Origin of the sequence: Qipengyuania marisflavi, from assembly GCF_005884405.1 — a bacterium.
Lineage (GTDB): Bacteria > Pseudomonadota > Alphaproteobacteria > Sphingomonadales > Sphingomonadaceae > Qipengyuania > Qipengyuania marisflavi.
On the sequence record NZ_VCAO01000003.1, the window covers coordinates 96,235 to 120,193 of the forward strand.

23 protein-coding genes and 1 tRNA gene are annotated in these 23,959 nt (G+C 62.8%); 15 read left to right on the top strand and 9 right to left on the bottom strand.

What is annotated here, in order from left to right; all coding sequences use genetic code 11:
• Positions 1-9 precede the first annotated feature (9 nt).
• Positions 10-306: a GNAT family N-acetyltransferase gene (locus tag FEV51_RS07430; RefSeq protein ID WP_138617494.1), complete on the top strand. Its 297-nt coding sequence runs from the start codon at positions 10-12 to the stop codon at positions 304-306.
• On the opposite strand, the gene FEV51_RS07435 is transcribed toward FEV51_RS07430, so the two are convergent.
• From FEV51_RS07435 to FEV51_RS07445, 3 genes are all read right to left on the bottom strand, one after another.
• The gene (locus tag FEV51_RS07435) at positions 269-1,849 is read right to left on the bottom strand and encodes a PH domain-containing protein (RefSeq protein WP_138617496.1); all 1,581 of its coding nucleotides are present in this window, start codon (positions 1,847-1,849) and stop codon (positions 269-271) included. The two genes, FEV51_RS07430 and FEV51_RS07435, sit on opposite strands and share 38 nt — an antisense overlap.
• Positions 1,846-2,313: a PH domain-containing protein gene (locus FEV51_RS07440; protein ID WP_138617498.1), complete on the bottom strand. Its 468-nt coding sequence runs from the start codon at positions 2,311-2,313 to the stop codon at positions 1,846-1,848. Before FEV51_RS07440 ends, FEV51_RS07435 begins: the two co-directional genes overlap by 4 nt.
• 99 nt (positions 2,314-2,412) lie before the next feature.
• A tRNA-Thr gene (locus tag FEV51_RS07445) sits at positions 2,413-2,487 on the bottom strand.
• A gap of 90 nt (positions 2,488-2,577) precedes the next feature.
• Between FEV51_RS07445 and FEV51_RS13130 the strand changes: the two genes are divergently transcribed.
• From FEV51_RS13130 to FEV51_RS07485, 9 genes are read left to right on the top strand one after another with little or no spacing between them, the layout of a single operon-like run.
• Positions 2,578-2,721 carry a hypothetical protein gene (locus FEV51_RS13130; protein WP_171033064.1) on the top strand — a complete coding sequence of 48 codons (144 nt, stop codon included), beginning with the start codon at positions 2,578-2,580 and terminating at the stop codon, positions 2,719-2,721.
• 33 nt (positions 2,722-2,754) lie between these two features.
• Complete coding sequence (gene gpmA, locus FEV51_RS07450; protein ID WP_138617500.1) at positions 2,755-3,441, top strand: 2,3-diphosphoglycerate-dependent phosphoglycerate mutase; 687 nt, start codon at positions 2,755-2,757, stop codon at positions 3,439-3,441.
• A 1-nt stretch (position 3,442) separates the two neighbouring features.
• A complete protein-coding gene (gene purE / locus FEV51_RS07455) occupies positions 3,443-3,949 on the top strand; it encodes a 5-(carboxyamino)imidazole ribonucleotide mutase (protein WP_138617502.1) in 507 nt (168 codons plus the stop codon).
• On the top strand, positions 3,949-5,007 hold the full coding sequence (locus tag FEV51_RS07460) for a 5-(carboxyamino)imidazole ribonucleotide synthase (RefSeq protein WP_138617504.1): 1,059 nt from the start codon (positions 3,949-3,951) through the stop codon (positions 5,005-5,007). Before purE ends, FEV51_RS07460 begins: the two co-directional genes overlap by 1 nt.
• A complete protein-coding gene (locus FEV51_RS07465) occupies positions 5,004-5,498 on the top strand; it encodes a dihydrofolate reductase (protein ID WP_138617506.1) in 495 nt (164 codons plus the stop codon). The genes FEV51_RS07460 and FEV51_RS07465 overlap by 4 nt, the downstream gene beginning before the upstream one ends.
• On the top strand, positions 5,495-6,424 hold the full coding sequence (locus tag FEV51_RS07470; protein ID WP_138617508.1) for a bifunctional riboflavin kinase/FAD synthetase: 930 nt from the start codon (positions 5,495-5,497) through the stop codon (positions 6,422-6,424). The genes FEV51_RS07465 and FEV51_RS07470 overlap by 4 nt, the downstream gene beginning before the upstream one ends.
• Positions 6,425-6,468: 44 nt before the next feature.
• Complete coding sequence (ileS, locus tag FEV51_RS07475; protein ID WP_138617510.1) at positions 6,469-9,432, top strand: isoleucine--tRNA ligase; 2,964 nt, start codon at positions 6,469-6,471, stop codon at positions 9,430-9,432.
• Entirely contained in the window at positions 9,429-9,965 is a 537-nt protein-coding gene (gene lspA, locus FEV51_RS07480; protein ID WP_138617512.1) for a signal peptidase II, read from the top strand. Before ileS ends, lspA begins: the two co-directional genes overlap by 4 nt.
• The gene (locus tag FEV51_RS07485) at positions 9,965-10,375 is read left to right on the top strand and encodes a DUF3035 domain-containing protein (protein WP_138617514.1); all 411 of its coding nucleotides are present in this window, start codon (positions 9,965-9,967) and stop codon (positions 10,373-10,375) included. The genes lspA and FEV51_RS07485 overlap by 1 nt, the downstream gene beginning before the upstream one ends.
• Before the next feature lie 3 nt (positions 10,376-10,378).
• Here the strand turns inward: FEV51_RS07485 and FEV51_RS07490 are convergent, their stop codons facing one another.
• Positions 10,379-11,698 carry a hemolysin family protein gene (locus tag FEV51_RS07490; protein WP_138617516.1) on the bottom strand — a complete coding sequence of 440 codons (1,320 nt, stop codon included), beginning with the start codon at positions 11,696-11,698 and terminating at the stop codon, positions 10,379-10,381.
• 188 nt (positions 11,699-11,886) lie between these two features.
• On the opposite strand from FEV51_RS07490, the gene FEV51_RS07495 reads away from it, so the two are divergent.
• Positions 11,887-12,588 carry a YiaD family glycine zipper/OmpA-like lipoprotein gene (locus FEV51_RS07495; RefSeq protein WP_138617518.1) on the top strand — a complete coding sequence of 234 codons (702 nt, stop codon included), beginning with the start codon at positions 11,887-11,889 and terminating at the stop codon, positions 12,586-12,588.
• A 79-nt stretch (positions 12,589-12,667) separates the two neighbouring features.
• On the opposite strand, the gene FEV51_RS07500 is transcribed toward FEV51_RS07495, so the two are convergent.
• On the bottom strand, positions 12,668-13,450 hold the full coding sequence (locus FEV51_RS07500; protein WP_138617520.1) for a 3'(2'),5'-bisphosphate nucleotidase CysQ: 783 nt from the start codon (positions 13,448-13,450) through the stop codon (positions 12,668-12,670).
• 119 nt (positions 13,451-13,569) lie between these two features.
• Here FEV51_RS07500 and sucC point away from each other — a divergent pair, with 119 nt between their 5' ends.
• The 4 genes from sucC to FEV51_RS07520 all read left to right on the top strand — a co-directional run bounded on the left by sucC (position 13,570) and on the right by FEV51_RS07520 (position 17,671).
• Positions 13,570-14,769 carry an ADP-forming succinate--CoA ligase subunit beta gene (gene sucC / locus FEV51_RS07505; protein ID WP_138617522.1) on the top strand — a complete coding sequence of 400 codons (1,200 nt, stop codon included), beginning with the start codon at positions 13,570-13,572 and terminating at the stop codon, positions 14,767-14,769.
• A gap of 172 nt (positions 14,770-14,941) precedes the next feature.
• Entirely contained in the window at positions 14,942-15,694 is a 753-nt protein-coding gene (locus FEV51_RS07510; protein WP_138617524.1) for an electron transfer flavoprotein subunit beta/FixA family protein, read from the top strand.
• Positions 15,695-15,749: 55 nt separating this feature from the next.
• Positions 15,750-16,679, top strand: a complete 930-nt coding sequence (locus FEV51_RS07515) for an electron transfer flavoprotein subunit alpha/FixB family protein (RefSeq protein ID WP_138617526.1) — start codon at positions 15,750-15,752, stop codon at positions 16,677-16,679.
• A gap of 80 nt (positions 16,680-16,759) precedes the next feature.
• Entirely contained in the window at positions 16,760-17,671 is a 912-nt protein-coding gene (locus tag FEV51_RS07520; protein ID WP_138617528.1) for a TonB family protein, read from the top strand.
• 15 nt (positions 17,672-17,686) lie between these two features.
• Here the strand turns inward: FEV51_RS07520 and FEV51_RS07525 are convergent, their stop codons facing one another.
• The 4 genes from FEV51_RS07525 to FEV51_RS07540 form a co-directional block, all read right to left on the bottom strand.
• On the bottom strand, positions 17,687-18,922 hold the full coding sequence (locus FEV51_RS07525; protein ID WP_246034490.1) for a DUF445 domain-containing protein: 1,236 nt from the start codon (positions 18,920-18,922) through the stop codon (positions 17,687-17,689).
• Between the two features lie 38 nt (positions 18,923-18,960).
• Complete coding sequence (locus tag FEV51_RS07530) at positions 18,961-22,134, bottom strand: efflux RND transporter permease subunit (protein WP_138617530.1); 3,174 nt, start codon at positions 22,132-22,134, stop codon at positions 18,961-18,963.
• Positions 22,135-22,140: 6 nt separating this feature from the next.
• On the bottom strand, positions 22,141-23,325 hold the full coding sequence (locus tag FEV51_RS07535) for an efflux RND transporter periplasmic adaptor subunit (protein WP_138617532.1): 1,185 nt from the start codon (positions 23,323-23,325) through the stop codon (positions 22,141-22,143).
• A gap of 268 nt (positions 23,326-23,593) precedes the next feature.
• Positions 23,594-23,857 carry a GlsB/YeaQ/YmgE family stress response membrane protein gene (locus FEV51_RS07540; RefSeq protein ID WP_138617534.1) on the bottom strand — a complete coding sequence of 88 codons (264 nt, stop codon included), beginning with the start codon at positions 23,855-23,857 and terminating at the stop codon, positions 23,594-23,596.
• Positions 23,858-23,959: the final 102 nt, after the last annotated feature.

Below are 23,959 nucleotides of genomic sequence, written 5' to 3' on the forward strand. Positions count from 1 at the left end.
GAATCGATCATGAAAACCGCTGAAATTGAAATCGAAAGGCGCGACAGAGTCACTCACGGGGAATATATTGCTCATGTCCCGGATAGCCAAGGCACGGGCAAGCTGACCTGGACCATGCGTGACAACGTCCGCCATGCCGAACACACGCTGGTGCCCGAAGAGCTTCGCGGCAAGGGTATTGCCGGGCAACTGGTCGAAATGCTGGTTGGCGATGCAAAGCGCGAAGGCTTCAAGATCGCGCCCGACTGTTCCTATGTCGCCGCCGCGTTCAAGCGTAATCCGGACTGGAGTGAGCTGCTGGCGTAATAGTGTTCGCTTTCGCAGGCTCGCTCAATTGCGAAAAGTCCTGCGATGCGATGGTGGTGAGGATGGCCTCGCGCCAATTCCGCGCCTCGGCCAGCGCCATACCCCGCACGCGCAACCGCCCTCCGGCCAGCCCGAGCAGCAGGCTGGCATAGCCCCGCCGCAGGGCAATTGGCCCTTGCGCGATTTCAACCGATTGCAGCTTTACCCGAGACCCGATCGCCAGACTCGGTGCCAGCCAGCCGTGACGGGTGAACAATTGCTGTGACCCCAGTGCGTGACGATCCCAGCGCAGGCGCAGATATTCATGCAAGGCGATCAGCGCCAGACCGGCCAGTGGCAGCGGGATCAGCCGTGCTTCCCCGACAAATGGCAGGGCAATCGCCACCGGCACCAGCGCCGCCGCACTCAGCAATACCCGGTCAATCCGGTACTTCCGCGACACGCCATGCCATTCCAGATCATCATCGGGCAGCGCAAAGCCGGTGGTGGCGACGATGGGCGCGATTTCCGCCATCGTGGCAAAGGGCGCGGCCTCGTGATTGGCCGCGCCGCTATCGCTCGCCAGACTGACAATCTTGAGCGAGTGCCAGCCGAACAAGCGGCGCAGAAAGCCTGTGCCCAGCCGCAGCGCCTGAACGCGGTGGACCGGCATCACCACATCGGTGCGGGTGAGTAACCCCCGTCGGCGGCGCAGGCCGCGTGCGGTCCGCTCTAACCGGAAACCCCACTCGCGCAGCGCAGTGCGCACAAACCCTGTCGCCAGCCCCACCAGCAGCAGCGTGCCCACGACCAGCCCGATCCCGATGATGCGCGCGGCAAAGCCCAGGCCCGCCAGCCAGTCACCCGGCCCGGCCAGCGTTTTCTGCCAGGCATCCAGATCCCAGAAATCGAACGCCAGCAGGAAATCGAACTGCTGCACCGCCCCGGCCAGCGCCGCCACGGCGGCCAGCGAAAATTCGAACAGGCCAAAGGTCAGCACCCGGCGCGGCCCCATTGTGAACAACAGAGCGGCCTCTTCCGCAGCGGCTTCCGGCTCGCCAGTCTCGGCATTGGCATTGGCATTGGCCGCAACAGGCGCGCTTTCGCGGCGGGCGCGCAGCAAATCGCGCAGCGCCTCGCCATCATCCTCGGTCAGATAGGCGAGCTTGAGATCGTCCTTGCCGCCCGCCCCGGTTTCAAACTTGACCTCGACCAGTCCGAACAGGCGCGGGATGAACCCCTGTTCCAAACTGACATCCTGTATCCGTTCAAACGGCACCGCACGGGCCGCACGCGCCAGAATGCCGCTTTCCACCCGGATATCGCTGTCACCAATCGTATACGTCAGCCGTGTCCAGGCGAGATAGGAAAACACCAGCGTCACGACGAAGATCGCGACGGCAAAACCGCCCGCCGCCAGAATGAAACCCGATCCTTCGTCGCGCATGGCAAAACCGATGGCGGCGATGCCGAGGATGCCTTTGCGCACCCCTTCTATCCCGCGCGCCAGCAGACCCTTCAGCGCGGTGCGCTGCGGTGTCCCTTCAAGCACTTCGTCCGTCATTGCGTATCGCGCCGGATCGCCGCGCGAATTTCGTCGCGCATCGCCAGCGCGTCCTCATGTGCCAGCCCGGGCAGCGAGACCGAGGCATTGTGCGATCCTGCTGTATGCAGAGTTAAAGTCGCGAGGCCATAGAACCGTTCGATCGGTCCCTGATCGACATCGATATGCTGAACCCGCCCGAACGGCACCACCGTGTCGCGCCGGAACAGCATCCCGCGCACCACTTGCAGTCGTTCCTCCGCCAGCCGGTACCCGCGCGCATGATAGCGCCGCAGCGGGATGCGGATAATGATGATGGCGGCGACCAGCGCCACGGGCACCAGAAACACGCCCCACGGCAACAGCCGCGTAATTTCCGCCGCCAGCGCCGCAATCGTGAACGGCACCGCCGCAATGATCGCGGTCAGCCGCATGGCCTTCACGTGATTGGGGTGCAGCGGGGTGAGTGGTTCGGTTTCTTCCATGCCGTGCTAACTATGTAACACAGCCCCAACCGACAAGCGCTTTCGCACGTAGCGGCGCGAGGGGCAGCGCGGCGGGCGATTGGTATCGGGTGGTGGAAATGGTGCTGCTGGGGAGGATTGAACTCCCGGCCTCACCCTTACCAAGGGTGCGCTCTACCACTGAGCTACAGCAGCACTGGGTCGAAGGCGCGCGCTATTGGCAGAGCGCATCCGAAAGTCAAGCCAAGCTTGAGCTTCGCGGCGATATTGGCAATGGGTGCTGCTATGGAGAAACCGGCAGGAAATTCGACCCGCGACGAGCGCTTGGCTGCAAAATTGCGTGAAAACCTGCGCCGCCGCAAGGCGCAGAGCCGCGAAATCGGCGAATCGGATGCGCAGCCCCTTTCCAAGCCGGGCGGCGAAAGCTAACGCCGGGTGCTCCCAAGGGTCTCAGGAGCGTTCATGTCCAAGCTTATCCTCGTCCGCCACGGCCAGAGCGAATGGAATCTCGCCAATCGCTTCACCGGCTGGTGGGATGTCGACCTGACTGACAAAGGCGTGGCCGAAGCGCGCGCCGCTGGCGTCCTGCTGGCTGCCAAGGGCGTCTTGCCCACCATCGCCTTCACCAGCCTCCAGACCCGCGCGATCAAGACGCTCAATCTGGCGCTGGAAGAATGCGGGCGGCTGTGGCTTCCGGTGATCAAGGACTGGCACCTCAACGAACGTCATTATGGCGGGCTGACCGGCCTCGACAAACAACAAACGCGTGACAAGCATGGCGATGAGCAGGTGCATATCTGGCGCCGCAGCTTCGATATCCCGCCGCCCGCAATGGAGCCCGGCAGCGAATTCGACCTGTCGGATGACCCGCGCTATGCCGGGATCGAAGTGCCGATGGCCGAAAGCCTGAAGCTGACGATCGAACGTGTGCTGCCCTATTGGGAAAGCGCGATCCTGCCGCAGCTGGCCAAGGGTAAAACCGTGATCGTGTCCGCACATGGCAACAGCCTGCGCGCGCTGGTCAAACACCTCTCCAACATCTCCGACGACGACATCACCGGGCTGGAAATTCCCACCGGCCAGCCGATCATTTACGACTTCGACGGCACGCAAGTTGCTGGCGAGCGCCGTTATCTGAAGGATTGCTGAGATGGCCGAACCCGCCACTCCTCCCACCGCGCCAAAGGTTGCGATTGTCATGGGCAGCCAGTCGGACTGGCCGACGATGCAGCGCGCGGCTCAGGTGCTGGACGAACTGGGCGTGGCCAGCGATGTCCGCATCGTGTCGGCGCACCGCACCCCTGACCGGATGGTCGATTTCGCCAAGGCAGCGGCGGGCGATGGCTTCCATGTCATCATCGCGGGCGCTGGCGGGGCGGCGCATCTGCCCGGCATGATCGCGGCAATGACGCATCTTCCCGTGCTGGGGGTGCCGGTCCAGTCCAAGGCATTGTCGGGACAGGACAGCCTGCTGTCGATTGTCCAGATGCCCGCCGGGGTTCCAGTCGGGACGCTGGCGATTGGCGAAGCGGGCGCGACCAATGCGGGCCTGCTTGCTGCAGCGATTTTGGCGACGAATGACAGCGATCTGTCGCAGCGGCTGCAGGATTGGCGCAGCGCCCGCAGCGCCGCCGTGGCGGACCGCCCGGACGCCTGATGCTGAAACGCGGCGCGACTATCGGCATCCTTGGCGGGGGTCAGCTCGGGCGGATGCTCGCGCAGGCGGCGGTCCAGCTTGGCTATCGCCCCATCGGTTATGCACCCGAAGGAGATAATGTCGCGGACATCGTATGCAGCGATTTCTTCGCCAACAAATGGGATCACCGCGCCGCGCTGGCCGCCTTTGCCGAGAAATGCGACGTAGTGACGTGGGAATTCGAGAATGTCCCGGTCGAAGCCGCGCAGGCGATGCCGCAGGACCGGATTTTCCCGCATCCCCGCGCGCTGGAAACCGCGCAGGACCGGCTGGCCGAAAAACGCTTTGTCGAGACGCTGGGCGGCCGCCCCGCACCCTATGCCGCAGTCGATTCGCGCGCCGATCTGGATGACGCCGTGGAACGCATCGGCGCGCCCGGCATCCTCAAGACCCGGCGTGACGGCTATGACGGCAAGGGCCAGTGGCGGATCGAATCGCGCAGCGAGGCGGCGGGGCTGCAAATCCCCGGCACCCCCACGATCTATGAAGGTCTTGTCCGCTTTGACGCCGAGTTTTCGGTCATTCTGGTGCGCGGCAATGATGGCGAAGTCCGGTTTTGGGACAGCGCCCGCAACATCCATTCGGGCGGCGTGCTGGTCACCTCCACCCTGCCCGCCGGACCGGAAGTTGAAAGCCAGGTCGAAGACGCCCGCGCACTGGCGCGGCAGGTCGCCGATGCGCTGGATTATGTTGGCGTGCTGACGCTGGAATTTTTCGCCGCAGCCGACGGCCCGGTGTTCAACGAAATGGCCCCCCGCGTGCACAATTCGGGCCATTGGAGCATCGAAGGCGCAGTCACCAGCCAGTTTGAAAACCACATCCGCGCGGTCGCAGGCCTGCCGCTGGGTGACACGCAGACTGTGGCCGCCGGAACAGTGATGACCAACATCATCGGCAAGGATATCAAGACCGCGCATAGCCAGCTGGGCGACAGCGACACGCACCTGCACGACTATGGCAAGAAACAGGCGCTGGCCGGGCGCAAGATGGGGCACATCACCCGGCTTACCCGCGCATGACTGTGACGCTGGTCTATGCCCGTGCGGCGAACGGCACAATCGGCAAGGATGGCACGCTGCCCTGGCATCTGCCCGCCGACCTGAAGCGTTTCAAAGCGCTGACGATGGGGCCGGATAACAAGGGTCTGGCCATGATTATGGGCCGCAAGACCTTTGCCAGCTTCCCCGCACCCCTGCCCGGCCGCCGCCATATCGTGCTGACCCGCGATCTGGACTGGTCTGACGCGGGCGCGGAAGTCGTGCATTCACCCGAAGACGCGCTGGCGCTGGCTGGCGAGGGCGCGATTGCCGTAATCGGCGGAGCAGAGATCTTCGCACTGTTCGAACCGCTCGCCAGCCGGATTGAGCTGACCCAGATTCACCGCGACTATCCCGGCGACACGTTCATGGCCGCGCCGGGGCTGCAATGGTGCGAAGTGCAGCGCGAGGATCATGACGAGGATGGCGAGCGCCCCGCCTTTTCCTTCATCACGCTGGAGCGCGGCGCATGAGGTTCCTCGACCACCGCGATCCATTGCCCGAATCCTTGCGCGGGGCAGTGATTGCGCTGGGCAATTTTGACGGGTTCCATCTGGGCCATCAGGCGGTGGCGCAGGAAGCCATCGACTGGGCGCGCACCGAGGGTCGCCCCTCCATCATTGCCACCTTCGATCCGCATCCGGTGCGCCATTTCAAGCCCGATATCGCGCCCTTCCGCCTGACCACGCTGGAACAGCGGCAGGAATTGTACCTCGCCGCCGGGGCGACGGCGATGTTGGTGTTCCATTTCGATGCCGCGCTGGCGGGCACCACGGCAGAGGATTTCGTGCAGGGCCTGCTGGCGCAGCATCTGGGTGTCAGCGGCGTGGTGACAGGCGAGGATTTCACCTTCGGCAAAGGCGCGGCGGGCAATCGCGAGGCGCTGGAAACGCTGGGGCGCGGCGCGGGTATCGCGGCGCGCGCGGTGCCGCCGGTGATGGATTCCGGCGCGGCGGTTTCCTCCAGCCGCATCCGCGATGCGCTGGTGGCGGGCGATCCGCAGGAGGCGGCGCGGCTGCTGACCCGCCCCTTCGCGATTCGCGGCGTGGTGGAGCATGGCGACAAGCGGGGGCGCACCATCGGTTATCCCACCGCCAATCTCGCGATCGAAAATTATCTGCGCCCGGCGTATGGTATCTATGCCGTCACGGGCCGCGTACCAGGTGTCAATGAAGCGCTTCATGGCGCGGCGAACATCGGTGTTCGGCCAATGTTCAATCCGCCGCGCGAATTGCTGGAGCCGCATTTCTTCGATTTCGACGGCGATCTGTACGGTCAGGAAATCGAAGTGGCCTTCCACCATTTCCTGCGCGGCGAGGCGAAGTTTGACGGGTTGGACCCGCTGGTCGCCCAGATGGCGCGCGACTGCGAGCAGGCCCGCCAGCTGCTGGCGCGCTGAAACACTTTCCTACACGCGCCAATTCCTCTAGCGGCGGCGGTTCCATGACTGAGCAGCGCGATTACAGAGACACGGTTTTCCTGCCGAAGACCGATTTCCCCATGAAGGCCGGCCTTCCGCAGAAGGAGCCGGGCATTCTGGCGCGCTGGCAGGATGAGGGGATTTACCAGCAATTGCGCAAAGCGCGCGAGGGCCGCGAGAAGTTCATTCTCCACGACGGCCCGCCCTATGCCAATGGCAATATGCATATCGGCCACGCGCTGAACCATGTGCTGAAAGACACAGTGGTCCGCACGCAAAGCCTGCTGGGCAAGGATGCACCCTATGTGCCCGGCTGGGATTGCCACGGCCTGCCGATCGAATGGAAGGTGGAGGAACTTTACCGCAAGCAGAAGCGCGACAAGAAGGACGTGCCGGCAAAGGAGTTCCGCGCCGAATGCCGCGCTTATGCCGCCAAATGGGTCGATGTGCAGCGCGAGCAATTGAAACGGCTGGGCATCAATGGCCGCTGGGACAAACCCTATCTGACCATGCGCCCCGAAGCGGAAGGCGCGATTGTCGCCGAACTGCACAAATTCGCCGAGACCGGTCAGCTCTATCGCGGCGCGAAGCCGGTGATGTGGTCGCCAGTGGAGGAAACCGCTCTGGCCGATGCCGAAGTCGAATATGCCGATCTGACCGACAGCCCGCAGATCGATGTGGCGTTCGAGATCATGGAATGCCCGAACGTGCCCGAGCTGGTCGGCGCGCATGCGGTGATCTGGACGACGACGCCGTGGACGATCCCGGTGAACCAGGCTTTGGCCTATGGGCCGGATATTGAGTATGTTCTGCTTCAAGCCAGCTTCTTCGCTCCGGCCATCGGCACCAAGCCCGGTGACGGTTCGATGGATTTTAAACTGCTGATTGCGAAAGAGTTGCAGAAGGCGTTTTTGGAGCGAAATACCTGTACTGAAGTTGCGGCAGGGATACAGGAAGTTTGGACTGGCAAAGGCTCCGACCTCGCCGGAACCGTCGCCCGCCACCCAATGCACCACCTCGGCGGGTTCTACGCCAAGCCGCGCCCCATGCTGGCGGGCGATTTCGTCACCACCGACAGCGGCACCGGCATCGTTCATATGGCGCCCGATCACGGCGAGGACGATTTCGATCTGTGCAAAGCCAACGGCATTGATCCCGTGTTCGCCGTCATGGGCGACGGGCGTTATCGCGACGACTGGCTGTGGCTGGGCGCAGGCGACGTCGATGCCGACGGCAAGGAACGCCGCCGCAGCGTCATCAACAAACCCTTCAACGCACCCGACGGGCCGATCTGCAACGATCTGCGCGAAGCGGGTGCGCTGCTGTCGGCCAGTGCCGACTACCAGCACAGCTACCCGCATTCGTGGCGTTCCAAGGCCAAGGTCATCTATCGCTGCACCCCGCAATGGTTCATCGCCATCGACGAGGAACTTTCTCACTTGCCTCCCCTCCCTTCGGGGGAGGGGCCGGGGGTGGGGGGTTCACCCTCCGCTGCTGGCGCCGAGCACCCATCCCCAACCCCTACCGTCAAGGGAAAGGGCTCAACCTTGCGTTCGACTGCCCTATCCGAAATCGAGCGGGTTCGCTTTGTGCCGGAGAAGGGCCGCAACCGCCTGCGCTCCATGGTCGAAAGCCGCCCGGACTGGCTGATCAGCCGCCAGCGCGCCTGGGGCGTGCCGATTGCTCTGTTCGTCCACCGGGAAGGCGGGGAATTGCTGGTCGATCCGGCGGTCAACGCGCGCATTCAGGCCGCGATTGCCGCCGATACGGTCGATGCCTGGGAAGATAGCCGCGCAGGCGAATTCCTCGGCCCTGATCGCCATCCCGACGATTACGAGATGGTCAGCGACATTCTCGACGTCTGGTTCGACAGCGGCTCCACCCACGCATTCGTCCTGGAATCGGACGAATGGCCCGAACTTTCCAGCCCGGCTGACCTCTATCTGGAAGGCAGCGACCAGCATCGCGGCTGGTTCCAGTCCAGTCTGCTGGAAAGCTGCGGGACACGCGGCCGCGCGCCATACGATGCCGTGTTGACGCACGGTTTCACGATGGACCCCAAGGGCATGAAAATGTCCAAATCGCTGGGCAACACCGTTGATCCGCTCAAGGTGATGGAGCAATACGGCGCTGACATCATCCGGCTGTGGGCGCTGAGCGTCGATTACACCGAAGACCACCGCATCGGCGATGAAATCCTCAAAGGGGTGGGCGACAGCTATCGCAAGCTGCGCAACACCTTCCGCTATCTGCTGGGCGCGCTGGACGGTTTTGTCGGCGATACCAGCGACGGGGCGCCTGTCCCCGAGCTGGAGCAATATGTGCTGGCATTGCTGGCCGAGCTGGACGCGAAATTGCTCCGGGCAGCAGGTGATTACGATTTCAACGCCTATACCCGCCGTCTGGTCGATTTCTGCAGCGAGGATCTGTCGGCCTTCTTCTTCGATATCCGCAAGGACAGCCTCTATTGCGATGGCCCGGACGATCCGGCCCGCCGCGCCTATCGCACCGTGCTGGACACCCTGTTCCACGCGCTGGTCCGCTATGCCGCGCCGGTGCTGGTGTTTACCGCAGAGGAAATCTGGACCACCCGCTATCCCGATGGAGGCAGCGTGCATCTGCTGGAATGGCCCGTGGTGCCCGCCATCGCTGCCGATATGCCGCGTTGGGAGGCACTGCGCAGCCTGCGCGAGCAAGTCACCGAAGCGATCGAGCCATTGCGCCGCGACAAGACCATCCGCTCCAGTCTGGAGGCCGATGTCACGGTCCCCGCTGCCGCCGTGCCCTCAGGCTTTACCGACGAAGCACTGGCCGAACTGTTCATCACCGCGTCAGTTACGCGCGGCGATAGCGACGCAGTGACGGTAAGCCGGACCTCTGCAAGCAAATGTGGCCGCTGCTGGCGGCTGCTTCCCAGCGTGCCCGAAGACGGCGCGCTGTGCGGGCGGTGCGACAGTGTCGTTGGCGAACTGGACGGCGCGAAATGAAGACTGTCACACGAAATCGGCTGATCGGGCTGGCCGCCGCGCTGGTGATCTATTTCATCGACCAATGGTCGAAGAATTACGTCACCAAGGTGCTGCGCATCGACCAGCTGGGCGATTCGCTGGAATTGTTGCCGATCTTCAACCTGACCTTCACGCGCAATTTCGGCGTGTCGCTGGGCATGTTCGAAGCGACCAGCCCGGAAATGCGCTGGACGCTGGTGGCGGTCACCGCGCTGATTGCGCTGGTGGTGACGGTGTGGCTGATGCGCGAGAAGGAGTTTGGCGACATCGCCGGGCTCTCGCTGATCCTTGGCGGCGCGCTGGGCAACATCAAGGATCGTTACGATCTGGGCTATGTGGTCGATTTTGCCGATCTACATTTCGGGGAGTTTCGCCCCTTCCTGATCTTCAATATTGCCGACGCCGCGATTACCATCGGTGTCGTGATTATCCTTGCCCGCGCGTTTTTCATGCGCGACAAGGTCGATGAACTCATGAACAGCAAGCCGGCTGATGCCGCGGAGAATATTTGATGACCAGAATCGCCAAAATCGCCCTTGTCGGCGCGCTCGCCAGCATGACTGCGGCCTGCGGCGGCGGCGGCTTCCTCAACCGTGACCGGCCCGATGAATTCGCCGTGCAGCGCCAGGCGCCGCTGGTGGTTCCGCCAGATTTCAACCTCGCCCCGCCCGCTCCCGGTGCCCCGCGCCCGGCAGAAGGCACTGCGGCTGAGCAGGCTCTGGAAGCATTGTTCGGCGGCCCGGCGGCGCGCAGCCAGGTGGAAACCAGCGTGCTTGACCGCGCCGGTCAGGCCGATCCGGGCATCCGCAGCGTGATTGGTGACGCCGAAACCAATACGGTCGCCAAAGGCAGCGTGACGCGCGACATCATCGCCGCACCCGAAGGTGACGGCGCATCGGCGCAGGCGGTTATCCCGGGCTGATACTTATTCGGGGGTAGCTTCCGGCTCCGGCGTTTCGGCCATCACCAGCAGCTTGTCGATCCTCCGATTGTCGAGATCGACGACTTCGAAACGCCAGCCCTGCTCCACAAAGAACTCGCCCTCCGCGGGCAATTTCTTGAGCACTGACAGCACGAAGCCGGCGGCGGTCGCAAATTCGCGATTGTCGCCGTAATCCAGCGCCAGCCGGTCTGCCAGCACATCAGCTGACAGCGACCCGGCCACCAGCATCGAGCCATCGGAGCGCTCGACAATGCCCGGGGCATCGCCCGGGTCCTGATCGCTGACGAAATCGCCAACCAATGCAGTGAGCAGATCGACCGGAGTGACGATCCCGTCGAGATGGCCATATTCATCATGCACCATCGCCATAGCGATCTCGCCCTGCTGCAACACGCGCAGCGCATCGACGGCATCCAGCTGGTCGGGCACGATCTCGGGCCTCTTCATCAGCGCCGCCACGTCGATTGTCTCGCCCGCTACCAGCGCAGCGAGCAATTCACGCACGCGGACCACGCCCAATATCTGGTCGGGGGATCCCGCTGCCACGGGCAGCAGCGAATGTGGGCTGGCATCAATGGCCGCGCGAATCGCTGCCTCGTCTGCGCCGACATCGATCCAGTCGACTTCGGTGCGCGGCGTCATCAATTCGCGCACCGGGCGCTGCGCCAGCCGGACCACGCCTTGCAGCATCTGGTGCTGTTCATGCTCGATCACGCCGCTGCGCGTGGCTTCGGCGAACAGCATGTGCAGCTCTTCCGCCGTTACTGACCCCTGACCCGCCGGACGCACGCCCATCAGGCGAATCAGCAGCGCCGACGAGGTATCGAGCAGCCAGACCAGCGGCGCGGCCACCTTGGCGACAATCGCCATCGGACGCGCCATCACGATGGCAATGGGGATCGCCGCGCGCAGCGCGACCTGCTTGGGCACCAGTTCCCCCACAACCAGGCTGAAATAGGTGGTCAGCGCGATGACCAGTGCGAACCCGGCCTGCGGTGCCCATTCGGCAGGAACGCCCAGCATCGCCAGCCGCTCCCCCACCGGTCCGCCCAGGCTGGAACCCGAGTAAGCACCGGCGATAATACCGACCAGCGTAATGCCGATCTGGACGGTCGAGAGGAATTTGCCGGGGTCGGAAGCGAGCAGCAAGGCCACCTTCGCCCCGCCAGCGCCCTGTTGCGCGGCAGCCCGCAGCCGCGAGGTGCGCGCCGAGACGATTGCCAGTTCGGACATCGCGAAGACGCCGTTAAGCAGAATCAGCCCGGCAATGATGAGCAGGTCGGTCAGGGGAAAGGGTGTCACGCCCGACCGCTAGCATAAATCCGCGCCCGCGCCACACCTTCACATAATCGTGCGCAAAATTGTGTTTCAGGAACGCTGTGGGGTTTGGAGGGTTTCAGGGAGGAGACGCAGGTGGGCGCGTCCCACTTGTTGCGGGTTCAATCGGTCGGGAAGCAAGACCGGACACCTGCCCGAACGGAGGATTATCTATGAAAAAATCGCGCATTCTTACAGCCAGCCTGGCTGCAGTATCCCTTTTGACAGTGTCAGCCTGTGTCACCGATCCCAACACGGGCGAGAAGAAAATTTCGCGCACTGTGCTCGGCAGTGTCGGCGGCGCAGCCGTGGGCGGCCTGCTGGGCGGCGTTATCGGCGGCAAGACCGGACGCATCATCGGGGCCGTCGGCGGCGCAGCAGCAGCCGGCTATGTCGGCTACAAGATGGATCAGCAGATCAAGGAACTGAAAGAGCAGACCGCAGGGTCCGGCGTTGATGTTACCGAGGTCGATGGCGGCGAAGCCATTCTGGTCAATCTGCCCGATGGCGTTACATTTGCCACCGGCAGCTACGAAATCAACTCGACCTTCCGCGCCACGCTCGACACTGTCGCGGCGAGCATGGTCCAGTATCCCAGCAGCCTGGTCGATGTGTATGGTTACACCGATTCGACCGGTGCGGATGATTTCAACCAGCGCCTGTCCGAACAGCGGGCGCAGGCCGTGGCGAGCTATCTGATCGGCCGCGGCGTGGCTTCATCGCGTCTGCGCTGGCAGGGCTTTGGTGAAAACCCGCAGTACTTCAAGGGCGACAATTCGACCGAATATGGTCGTTCATTGAACCGCCGCGTTGAAATCAAGATCATCCCGTTCGACCAGCAGGATGTCCAAGAGGCGCAGCAGCAGGGCAACTAAGCCCGCCGCGTCCTTCGGGAAAATCGCAAACAGGGGGGTCGGCCGCAGGGTCGGCCCCTTTTTTGTGCGCACGCCGGGTTCAATCCTGCGACAGGATGGCCGCGCGGTCGGCCAGTCGCTCCACCGCCGCGCCGTGAATATCGGGCGCGCTGACCAGCAGGCCAAAGGCGCGCGGATCGCGTTTGTTGTAATTGAGCTTGCGCCCGAAGGCGTCGGACACCGCCGCCCCCGCCTCGCGCGCGATCAGCGCGGCGGCGCCGATGTCCCATTCAAATCCCCAGCGTAGCGTGGCGACCAGATCGGCCTCGTCAGCACCCACCATCGCCACCCGCAGGGCAATCGAATTGGGTTTGTCGACCGTGACCAGATCCCGGTCGGCGCGCATCAGCGAATCGGCGGGCACGCGCGAGCCGGGGAATTGCTGGCGCTGCGATGACACCAGTTTCCTGCCATTGCGCCGCGCCCCCTTGCCCGCCACCGCGTGCCACATCTCGCCGCGTGCGGGGGCGCACAGCATCCCGATCAGCGGGCGGCCCGCGCTGATCAGCGCCACCGAGATCGCCCAGCCGGGCCGTCCGCGAATAAAATCGCGTGTGCCGTCGATCGGATCGACCAGCCAGATCAGATCCTTGTCGAGTCGCGAGGGATCATCGGCGGTTTCTTCAGACAGCCAACCGGCGGCGGGCAACAGGCGGCCCAATTCGCGGCGCAGAAAGGCATCGACCGCCAGATCGGCTTCGCACACCGGATTGTTGGGGGATTTCTCCCATGTGCGCACGGCATTGCCCGCGCCGGGATAGAGCCCGGAGGCGATACGTCCCGCTTCGGCGACGATGGATTCGAGGGCGGCGGAGTCGATCATGGGTGGGTGCGCGCGCCCTGCACCTTGATTGGCCACTTTTCAAGCGCGCCCATCCATGCTTATGCCCCCAGCAAACCTCTCCCCGATCCGCAGATACGTGCGAAGGACATCGCTGACCCATGAATATCCATGAATACCAGGGCAAGGAACTGCTCGCGAAATACGGCATCGCCATTCCTGCGGGCCACGCCGCGCTGACCGTTGAAGAAGCAGTTGCCGGTGCTCGGCAGCTGCCCGGACCGCTGTATGTGGTCAAGGCGCAGATTCACGCAGGTGGCCGCGGCAAGGGCAAGTTCACCGAGCTTGGCCCCGATGCCAAGGGCGGCGTGCGGCTGGCCAAATCGCTGGACGATGTCGAAGCGGCAGCACGCGAAATGCTGGGCAATACGCTGGTCACGATCCAGACCGGCGATGCGGGCAAGCAGGTCAATCGCCTCTATGTCACCGACGGTGTCGATATCGCGCGCGAATATTATCTGGCGCTGCTGGTCGACCGGTCTTCGGGCCAGGTGGCTATGGTCGTATCGACCGAAGGCGGCATGGATATCGAAGATGTGGCGCACAACACGCCAGAGAAGATCACCACGATCACCATCGACCCGGCACAGGGCTTCATGCCGCACCACGGCCGCGCCGCAGCCTTTGCGCTGAATTTGTCGGGCGATCTGAACAAGCAGTGCCAGAAGCTGGCCAAGCAGCTCTATACCGCCTTCATGGACCTCGACATGGAAATGCTCGAGATCAATCCGCTGGTCGAAACCGATGATGGCAAGCTGCTGGTGCTCGACACCAAGATGAGCTTCGACGGCAATGCACTCTATCGCCACAAGGATGTCGAGGCGATGCGCGACGAGACCGAGGAAGACCCGGCCGAAGTCGAAGCAAGCGAATATGATCTCGCCTACATCAAGCTGGACGGGAATATCGGCTGCATGGTCAATGGTGCGGGTCTGGCGATGGCGACGATGGACATCATCAAGCTGAACGGTGCCTTCCCCGCCAACTTCCTTGATGTGGGCGGCGGCGCGACCAAGGAGAAGGTCACAGCAGCATTCAAGATCATCCTGAAAGATCCGGCAGTCGAGGGCATTCTGGTCAACATCTTCGGCGGCATCATGAAATGCGACATCATCGCCGACGGGATCGTTTCCGCAGCCAAGGATGTGAATTTGTCCGTGCCGCTGGTGGTCCGTCTGGAAGGCACCAATGTGCAGAAGGGCAAGGACATCCTCGCCAATTCGGGCCTCCCCATCGTCAGCGCCGACGATCTGGGCGACGCTGCGAAGAAGATTGTCGCCGAGGTGAAGAAGGCGGCTTGAACGGTCTGGTCCCGCCGCACTGCAACCCCCGCCTGATCCGCGAGCGGACCGGGGGCGGAACGCGGCGGGCCGTCAAACGCTTGATCATCAAGCAGCCGGCTGGATTGCTTGACGTTTACGTAAACGCAAGTTACCCGGTCTGCGACATTCACGCCGAGAGGAAGGAAACTTCATGAAGATCCTCGTACCCGTCAAACGGGTGATCGATTACAACGTCAAACCGCGCGTCAAGGCTGACGGCACAGGTGTCGACCTGGCCAATGTCAAAATGAGCATGAACCCCTTCGACGAAATCGCGGTCGAGGAAGCCATCCGGCTGAAGGAACAGGGCAAGGCCGAAGAAATCCTGGTGGTTTCGATCGGCCCGGCCAAGGCGCAGGAAACGCTGCGTACCGCGCTGGCGATGGGTGCTGATCGCGCCATTCTGGTACAGGTCGATGACGGCACCGAGGTTGAACCGCTGGCCGTCGCCAAGATCCTCAAGGCTATCGCCGATGAAGAACAGCCGGGTCTGGTGCTGCTGGGCAAGCAGGCGATCGACGACGATTCGAACCAGACCGGCCAGATGCTGGCCGCGCTGATGGCCCGCCCGCAAGGTACCTTTGCCAATACGGTAGAGGTCGATGGCGACAGCGTTACGGTAAAGCGCGAAATTGACGGCGGTCTGGAAACGGTCAAGCTGGCGCTGCCCGCCATCGTCACCACCGATCTGCGTCTGAACGAGCCGCGTTATGCTTCGCTGCCCAACATTATGAAGGCGAAGAAGAAGCCGCTCGATAACAAGACCCCTGCTGATTACGGCGTCGACACCGCACCGCGGATCAAGACGTTGAAAGTTGCCGAGCCCCCTGTTCGCCAGGCCGGGATCAAGGTTGCCGACGTCGACGAGCTGGTCGCCAAGATCAAGGCCCTCGGCATCGCCTGACACCCATCACATGACGGGGAGCGCGCAAGCGGCCCGGATTGAAAGGAACACGCACATGAAAACGCTCGTCTGGGTCGAACATGACAACGCCCACATGAAAGACGCGACGCTGGCCGCAGTAACTGCCGCCGGCAAGCTTGGCGAAGTGCATCTGCTGGTCGCAGGCGCAAACTGCCGCGCGGTCGCCGATGAAGCCGCCAAGATCGCTGGCGTGGGCAAGGTCCACCTTGCCGACAATGCCGCATACGAACACGCGCTGGCCGAAAACATCGCCCCGCTGGTGGTCGATCTGATGGGGCATCACGATGCCTTCATCTGCCCCGCCACCACCACCGGCAAGAACATCGCCCCGCGCGTTGCCGCGTTGCTGGATGTGATGCAGATTTCCGACATTCTTTCGGTTGAAGGAGACAAGACCTTCACCCGTCCGATTTATGCGGGCAATGCCATCGCGACTGTCGAAAGCTCCGACGCCAAGCTGGTGATCACCGTGCGCGGCACGGCTTTCGAAAAGGCTGATGCGACCAGCGGATCGGCCAGCATCGAAGACGTTTCGGGCGCAGGCGATGCCGGTCTGTCCAGCTTTGTGGGATCGGAAATCGCAGAGAGCGAACGCCCCGAACTGACCAGCGCGAAAATTATCGTATCGGGCGGCCGCGCCCTGAAGGATGCCGAGACTTTCGAGCAGGTCATCACCCCGCTGGCCGACAAGCTGGGCGCCGGGATCGGTGCCAGCCGTGCGGCGGTCGATGCGGGCTATGTTCCCAATGATTATCAGGTCGGCCAGACCGGCAAGATTGTCGCGCCGGAAGTCTATATCGCAATCGGTATTTCGGGCGCGATCCAGCATTTGGCGGGGATGAAGGATTCCAAGACGATCATCGCGATCAACAAGGATGAAGACGCGCCGATTTTCCAGGTGGCAGATCTCGGACTCGTCGGCGATCTGTACAAGATCGTGCCGGAACTGACCGAGAAGCTGTAAATCTTCCCTGACAGCTGGCATTTACATTAAGCGGCCTCCCCTCCAGTATCATTGCTGGATCAAGGGGAGGTCGCTTTTTCATGCTCAATACAATCAAGTCCATTGCATGCACGCTGGTGAGCAGCGCGCTGACCGCCCTGCCCGTGGCCGGACAGGCTGCTGACAAGCCGCCGGTCGTGTTGGAGCCAAGCTCTAATTGGCATTTGGATTATGCCGATCAAAAATGCCGCCTGGCGCGCGAATTTGGTGGTGGGGAAAACCCCCATATCTTGATTATGGACCAGAATTCCCCATCGGGGTCTTTTGCGCTGACCGCCGCGGGACGCAGCTTCGGGTCTTTCACCGGAAGGTCTGATTTATTCCTTACGTTCGGAGCGGGGGCCGAAGCGAAGGAAGTTAAGAGTTATTACAAGGGCCAGGTCGATAGCTACGGCGCGGCCGTGATCTTGACCGGCATTTCCCCATATTCCGGCACCCCACCCGAAAGTGAAGCCGTAAATCAGGAGACTGAAGAGCAAGACGGATTGTCGCAACTAGACGAGAGTGCCGCGGCTGCCATCGACCACATTGCAGTCTCGCAGAAATCACGTCGGATCATCTTTCAGACAGGTAGTTTGGCCCCTGCCTTTGCGGCCATGAATGTCTGCACATTCGATCTGGTCGGATCATGGGGTCTGGACGTAGAACAGCACAAAACGCGCAGTCGCCCACCACGCTTGCTAAATATCGAAACGATCTCGGATCGCATTCGCAAAAACTATCCGCGCGCGGCCGAAATGATGGGCGAACAGGGGTTTATCCGGGCGCGCGTGATCGTGGACGAAGCCGGTTCGGTGACCGACTGTAGCCAAGAAAACGCCACCAAACTGGTCTTGCTGGAATCTCCAACATGTCAGATTATGCAAGGGGCGAAGTTCGAACCCGCGCTCGACGCGAAGGGCGCACCGATGCGGTCCTATTATACGATGAATGTCGCCTACAAAATGCGGTGACCGCCGCAGCGCCGATCAGAGCACGCCGCTCACAAAATGGATCGCCACGCCCACCAGCCCGCCCACCAGCGTGCCGTTGACGCGGATGAACTGGAGGTCGCGGCCCACGGCGCCTTCAACCCGGTCGGTCAGGGTGCGGGCATCCCAGCGGCGGACGGTTTCGGACACCAGCTGGACAATCTGATCGCCATAACGGGTGGCGACCCCCACGGCGGTGCGGCGGGCAAAGCGGTTGACCTGTGTTTGCAGGCGCGTGTCGTCGCGTAGGGCGGCGCCAAGCTCTGCCAGCGTTTCGCCGACATAGCCGCCGCCTTCCATCTGGCCGTCGCGAATCATGCCGATCAATCCGGCGCGCAGCCGTTCCCACACATCCTGCCACCAATCGCCAATCGCGGGGTTGGACAGCATCTCGCGCTTCATCCGCTCGACGCGCTCCTGCATCTCGGGGTCTTCGCGCAGACCGCGCGCCAGTTCCTGCAGACCCTCCTCGATCTTGTCGCGCAACTGGTGATCGGGATCGACCAGCACTTCGGCCAGCAGCTTGTACAGCCCGTCGAGCACCGAATTGGCCAGCCGTTCATCCAGCCCGGTCAACCGCAGCAGGCCGTTGGCGCGTTCGTGGATCATGGCGCGCACCATGTCTTCATTGTCTTCGAGCACCAGCCCCGACCAGCGGATGATCTTGTCGATCAATATGCGGTGCCGCCCCTCGGCGATCATCGCATCGACCATCTGGCCGAGGACGCGCGAAATTTCGAGCCGTTCAAGCTGGGTCTTAAGCCCGCTGCGGACCTGCCCGCCCAGCCGCTCGGGATCGAGCGATTCGAGCACCTCGATCGCCAGTTCGCCCGCGCCCGCACGAATGCGCGTGTCGCGGCTCGCCTTCGGATCGGCGAGATAGCTGCCCACCGCGCCTGCCAGATTCATCGTCGCCATGCGCCGCGCCACGACATTGGGGATCAGGAAATTCTCCCGCAGAAACAGCGCCATCGTATCGGCGATGCGGTCCTTGTTCTCAGGAATGATCGCAGTGTGCGGGATTGGCAGCCCCAGCGGACGGCGGAACAGCGCAGTAACAGCAAACCAGTCGGCCAGCCCGCCCACCATCGCCGCCTCGGCAAAGGCGTGCAGATAGCCCCACACCGGATGCACTTCGAGATAGCGCCCGGTGAACAGGAACAACGCCGCCATCAGCACGATCAGTCCGGTGGCAGTCCGGCGCATGGTGCGCGCGCGGTCGACCGGCATCATGACCGCCCGCATATCGATAGGTGGGGACAGGCCCTCGCTCACTCGGCCGGTTGCGGTGCGGCAGCGACGTCTTCTTCATCGCCCTTGGTCGTCAGGAACTTGCGGCGCAGTTTCGGCCCCAGCCGGGTTTCGATGCCCGATGCCAGGCTGAACCCGGCAGGCACGATGAACAGCGTCAACACGGTCGACAGGACGATGCCGCCGATCACCACTGTGCCCATCGGGGCGCGCCATGCGCCATCGGTGCCGATGGAGAGCGCGGTGGGGACCATCCCCGCCGTCATTGCCACGGTGGTCATGACGATGGGCTGCGCACGCTTGCGCCCGGCATCGACAATCGCCTCGAACCGTTCGACCCCCTGCGCCATTTCCTCAATCGCAAAATCGACCAGCAGGATCGAGTTCTTGGCGACAATCCCGAACAGCATCAAAATGCCGATAAACACCGGCAGCGAGATCGGCTGGCCCAGCATCGCCAGAGCGATCAGCCCGCCCAGCGGGGCCAGCAGCAGTGAGCCCATATTGACCAGCGGGCTCATCAGGCGGCGATAGAGCAGCACCAGCACGGCAAAGACCGACATGATCCCGGTCGCCAAAGCGATGCCGAAATCGCGCAGCAATTCCTGCAGGAACTTGTCCTGACCGGCAGCACGATTGCTGACGCCGCGCGGCAGATCTTTCATCAGCGGGAGGGCCTTGATCGCGTCATCGGCCACGCTCTTCTCAGCGCCCGGGGCCAGATCGGCGCCGATATAGACGCGGCGCTGGCGGTCGTAGCTTTCGATCGAGGTCGGCCCTGAGCTGAAACGGATATCGGCCACCCGGCCCAGCGGCACCGAACCGCCATTGGCCGTTGGCACTGGCAGATTGGCAATGGTCGCCATGCGGTTGCGCGAATCCACGGGCAGCATGACGCGAATGGGTACTTGCCGCCCGCCGACCGAGAATTTGGCGCTGTTCTGGTCGATCTCGCCAATGGTGGCGATGCGGATCGCCTGGCTGAGCGCGATGGTCGTCACGCCCAGCGAGGATGCTAGATCGGACCGCGGAGTGATCACCATTTCAGGGCGCTGCAATTCAGCCTCCACACGCGGCGAACGCAGCGTGGGCACATCCTTCATCTGTTCGACCAATTGCGCAGCTGTGGTGTCGAGCAGCTTGGGATCGCTGCCTGCCAGCATCACCGACACGTCACGGCCTGAACCGCCCGGCGGCCCCTGCTGCATGGCCTGGAAGTTTACCCGCGCATCGGGAATGCGGTTGAACAGCTGGGCGGTCTCACGCTCGAACTGCTGCGTGGTCCGCACGGGATCGTCGACCAGCGTCACATAGAGCGAGCCGCTGCCTTCGCTGGCGTTGAGGATGACCTTGTCGACTTCCTGCTGCTGCTCCAGAATCGCGACGACTTCGTCACCCACCGCCTCGGTCTGCGCCAGCGTGGTGCCGGGCACCATGGCGATCCGAACCTGGCTGAAATCGAAATTGACGTTCGGGAAGAACTGCATCGGCAGCGTGGCGAACATCACCAGCGTGATCAGGAACGATGCCAGACCGACACCCATCACCCAGATCCGGTGATCGCGCAGCCGCGCCATGATACGCGCGCCGATACTCAGCTTCCTGCCAGTCGCAAGGCGGCGCTCACGATAGGAATCGGCGGAATCAGTGCTGAGCGACCATTTGAGCAGCCCGACATATTTCGCCATCATCGGCCCGCTGGCGTGATCGGCATGGCCGTGCGATTTGAGGAAATATGCCGCCACCATGGGCGTTATCATCCGCGCCACGGCCAGGCTCATCAGTACCGCCGAAACGACTGTCAGGCCAAAGTTCATGAAGAACTGGCCGGCGATACCGGGCATCAGCCCGACGGGCAGGAACACCGCGACAATCGAGAATGTGGTCGCCACAACCGCCAGACCGATTTCGTCTGCCGCGTCGATTGATGCCTGATAGGCGGATTTGCCCATACGCATATGTCGGACGATATTCTCGATCTCGACAATGGCGTCATCCACCAAGACCCCGGCCACCAGACCCAGCGCCAGCAGGCTCATCTGGTTGAGCGTAAAGCCCAGCAAATCCATCGCCCAGAATGTGGGGATTGCTGACAGCGGGATGGCCAGCGCAGAGATAAACGTCGCGCGCCAGTCGCGCAGGAAGAAGAATACCACCACGACTGCCAGGATCGCGCCTTCGATCATCGCCTCGATCGAACTGTCATATTGCGACTTGGTGTATTTGACCGAATTGAACAGCTCGACAAACTTGATGCCGGGGTTTTCCGCCTCGATCTCGCGCAGCACAACCTGCGCTTCGTCATAGACGGTGACGTCCGATTCGCCTTTGGCGCGCTGTAGGCCGAAGGTCACCACCGGGCGCCCATTGACCTTGGAGATATTGCGTATTTCGCTCGCGCCGTCGCTGACATCGGCGACATCGGCCAGCTTGATCGAACGGCCGCCCCCCAGTGCGATCTGGCGCTGGCTGAGTTCAAACGCAGTGGCGGCATTGCCCAGCACGCGGACCGATTGCCGCGATCCGGCGATTTCCGCCTGACCGCCGCCGGCATCGACATTGTTCTGGCGCAGCACGCCGTTGATCTGTGCCGCAGTTACGCCCAGCGACTGCATCCGCGTGGGGTCCAGAATTACGCGAATTTCGCGGTCGACCCCGCCACGGCGCGCAGCAGAGGCGACGCCCTGCACCGCCAGCAGGCGCTTGGAAACGGTATCGTCGACGAACCAGCTCAGCTGCTCCATCGTCATATCATTCGCGGACACCGCGTAATTGGCGATATCATTGTTAGAAGTGGCAACCTTGAACACGCGCGGTTCGAGGATTCCGTCCGGCAAATCGCCGCGGATCTGGTCAACCGCCGCCTTGACCTCGTTCACCGCGACATTGATGTCTTCACCAATCTCGAACTGGATACGGGTGCTGCTGTAGCCTTCACCCGCCGTACTGGCGATGACATCGACGCCCTCGACCGAGGTGACAGCGGATTCCACCTTTTCAGTGATCTGGGTGTAAATCTCGCTCGGCGCGGCGCCCGGCTGATTGATATTGATGATGACGACCGGAAATTCGATATCCGGATCGTTTTGCACTTCCATCCGCGAGAAGCTGAGCAGCCCCGCGAAAGTCAGGGCAATAAACAGCACAAGCGGGACAATCGGATTGCGGATTGACCAGGCGGAGATGTTACGCATGGCGTGTCAGCTCCGCGGCTTGACCGGCTTGACCGTTTCGCCCGGATTGACGAAGCCGCCAGCGCGCAGGATCACGCGCTCGGTGCCGTTCAGCCCTTCGGCAACGATGATCCCCTGCGCGGTGACAGCGCCCTGCTTGACCGTGCGGCGCACCACCTTGTCATCCTTGTTGACGATAAAGACGTAATCACCCTTCTCGTCGGACATGATCGCGCTTTCGGGGAGCACCGGCGCGACCACAGTCCCGCTCTTGATCACCACGCTGGCGAAGCCGCCGGGGCGCAGTTCAGGGGCATAGGCGAGCGATACCCGCGCGGTGCCCTGACGGTTGGTCGGATCGATGGTTGGTTCAACCTGCCAGACCTGCCCGGCAAACACGCGGTCCGTGCCGACCGGGGTCACTTCAGCAGCGACGCCGGCGGAAATTTTTGCAAGGTCACCCTCGCCCAGTTTCGCCATCAGCTCCATCTCGCCGCCCTTGGCGATCGAGAACAGCGGCGCCGAGCCACCGCCAACGGTCTGGCCGGGTTCGACATTGCGCATCAGCACCAGACCCGCCGCCGGAGCGACGATGTTGAGCCGGGCATTGCGCGCCTGGAGTTCGCGGTATTGTGCCTGCGACACGCGCACCCGCGCGGCGGCGGCATCGCGGGTTGCAGTCAGGCGGTCGACGTCGGCCTTGGAGATAAAGCCGCGCTCAACCAATTGCAGCGCACGGTCGAGATTGGCCTGCGCCAGATTGGCATCGGCCTGCGCGACCTGGATCTGCGCGGCGGAACTTTGCGCCTGCTGCGACTGGACCGAACGGTCGATCACGGCGAGCACCTGACCCTGCTTGACCCATTGGCCCTGTTCGACCGGCACCGACAGCACCCGGCCACCTTCGCCAACCACGCCGACCGGCAATTCGCGGCGCGCGGCCAGCGTCCCGGTAGCGGAAATCTGTCCGGCAACGGTTTCGCGTCCGGGCTGGAGCACGGAGACAACGGGCAGTTGCGATTCTGCGGGCGGTGCGGGCGCGTCGCCGCGCATCAGGAAATACGCGGCGATAGCCAGCGCCAGCCCGATCAATGCGAAGATAATGATTGTGCGGCGGCGCGACTTGCGTGCGGGTGCCGGATCACCCGCCCCGCTCAAGTCGCCGCTCACCGCGACGCCGTCCTCGGCCTTCAAACGCGTTTCGTAATTCATCGCTACCATCGCCTCGAACCGGCGGGAACCGCCCCGTCATGCCGGGTGTATTATCGCTATAATGCACCGAGCGCAAGATTTTCGAGGAATTCCCTACTCCGGGCAGCGCCCCAGCACAATGCAGGGATCGACCTAGGGCCGTTGACGGCGGATGGGCGTCATTGCACTAATTATTGAACAGGTGCGAAATATTGTGCTGCCAACAAGAAAAGGGCGGAACGACCAAAGCCGTTCCGCCCCCTCTATTCAAACCGTATTCGCGACGCGATTAGCGTACGCGGCCACGCTGTACCATGTTGGCAATGCCCAGCAGGACGATTGCGCCCAGCAGTGACATCAGCAGGCCCGGAATGTCGAAGCTGGTCAATGTCGAACCGACACCGATCAGCGAACCGATGAAACGGCCGATAAACGAGCCGACGACACCAACGACGATGTTCCAGAAAATGCCCATTGAGGCGTCGCGAGCCATGACCATGCTGGCAAGCCAGCCAATGATGCCACCGACGATAATTGCGATAATCCAACCCATAAAGAAATCCTCCTGTTAGCTCCCGTCGACCCTCTGCCAAAACAAACGGACAGCACAGGAAAACGGTTCCCCGTGTTATGTCGGAGATACACTCGGAGCGGT

Coding starts and splice junctions, on each gene's coding strand:
- FEV51_RS07430 (WP_138617494.1), top strand. CDS start 10: ATGAAAACCGCTGAAATTGAAATCGAAAGGCGCGACAGAGTCACTCAC.
- FEV51_RS07435 (WP_138617496.1), bottom strand. CDS start 1,849: ATGACGGACGAAGTGCTTGAAGGGACACCGCAGCGCACCGCGCTGAAG.
- FEV51_RS07440 (WP_138617498.1), bottom strand. CDS start 2,313: ATGGAAGAAACCGAACCACTCACCCCGCTGCACCCCAATCACGTGAAG.
- FEV51_RS13130 (WP_171033064.1), top strand. CDS start 2,578: ATGGAGAAACCGGCAGGAAATTCGACCCGCGACGAGCGCTTGGCTGCA.
- gpmA (WP_138617500.1), top strand. CDS start 2,755: ATGTCCAAGCTTATCCTCGTCCGCCACGGCCAGAGCGAATGGAATCTC.
- purE (WP_138617502.1), top strand. CDS start 3,443: ATGGCCGAACCCGCCACTCCTCCCACCGCGCCAAAGGTTGCGATTGTC.
- FEV51_RS07460 (WP_138617504.1), top strand. CDS start 3,949: ATGCTGAAACGCGGCGCGACTATCGGCATCCTTGGCGGGGGTCAGCTC.
- FEV51_RS07465 (WP_138617506.1), top strand. CDS start 5,004: ATGACTGTGACGCTGGTCTATGCCCGTGCGGCGAACGGCACAATCGGC.
- FEV51_RS07470 (WP_138617508.1), top strand. CDS start 5,495: ATGAGGTTCCTCGACCACCGCGATCCATTGCCCGAATCCTTGCGCGGG.
- ileS (WP_138617510.1), top strand. CDS start 6,469: ATGACTGAGCAGCGCGATTACAGAGACACGGTTTTCCTGCCGAAGACC.
- lspA (WP_138617512.1), top strand. CDS start 9,429: ATGAAGACTGTCACACGAAATCGGCTGATCGGGCTGGCCGCCGCGCTG.
- FEV51_RS07485 (WP_138617514.1), top strand. CDS start 9,965: ATGACCAGAATCGCCAAAATCGCCCTTGTCGGCGCGCTCGCCAGCATG.
- FEV51_RS07495 (WP_138617518.1), top strand. CDS start 11,887: ATGAAAAAATCGCGCATTCTTACAGCCAGCCTGGCTGCAGTATCCCTT.
- FEV51_RS07500 (WP_138617520.1), bottom strand. CDS start 13,450: ATGATCGACTCCGCCGCCCTCGAATCCATCGTCGCCGAAGCGGGACGT.
- sucC (WP_138617522.1), top strand. CDS start 13,570: ATGAATATCCATGAATACCAGGGCAAGGAACTGCTCGCGAAATACGGC.
- FEV51_RS07510 (WP_138617524.1), top strand. CDS start 14,942: ATGAAGATCCTCGTACCCGTCAAACGGGTGATCGATTACAACGTCAAA.
- FEV51_RS07515 (WP_138617526.1), top strand. CDS start 15,750: ATGAAAACGCTCGTCTGGGTCGAACATGACAACGCCCACATGAAAGAC.
- FEV51_RS07520 (WP_138617528.1), top strand. CDS start 16,760: ATGCTCAATACAATCAAGTCCATTGCATGCACGCTGGTGAGCAGCGCG.
- FEV51_RS07525 (WP_246034490.1), bottom strand. CDS start 18,922: ATGATGCCGGTCGACCGCGCGCGCACCATGCGCCGGACTGCCACCGGA.
- FEV51_RS07530 (WP_138617530.1), bottom strand. CDS start 22,134: ATGCGTAACATCTCCGCCTGGTCAATCCGCAATCCGATTGTCCCGCTT.
- FEV51_RS07535 (WP_138617532.1), bottom strand. CDS start 23,325: ATGAATTACGAAACGCGTTTGAAGGCCGAGGACGGCGTCGCGGTGAGC.
- FEV51_RS07540 (WP_138617534.1), bottom strand. CDS start 23,857: ATGGGTTGGATTATCGCAATTATCGTCGGTGGCATCATTGGCTGGCTT.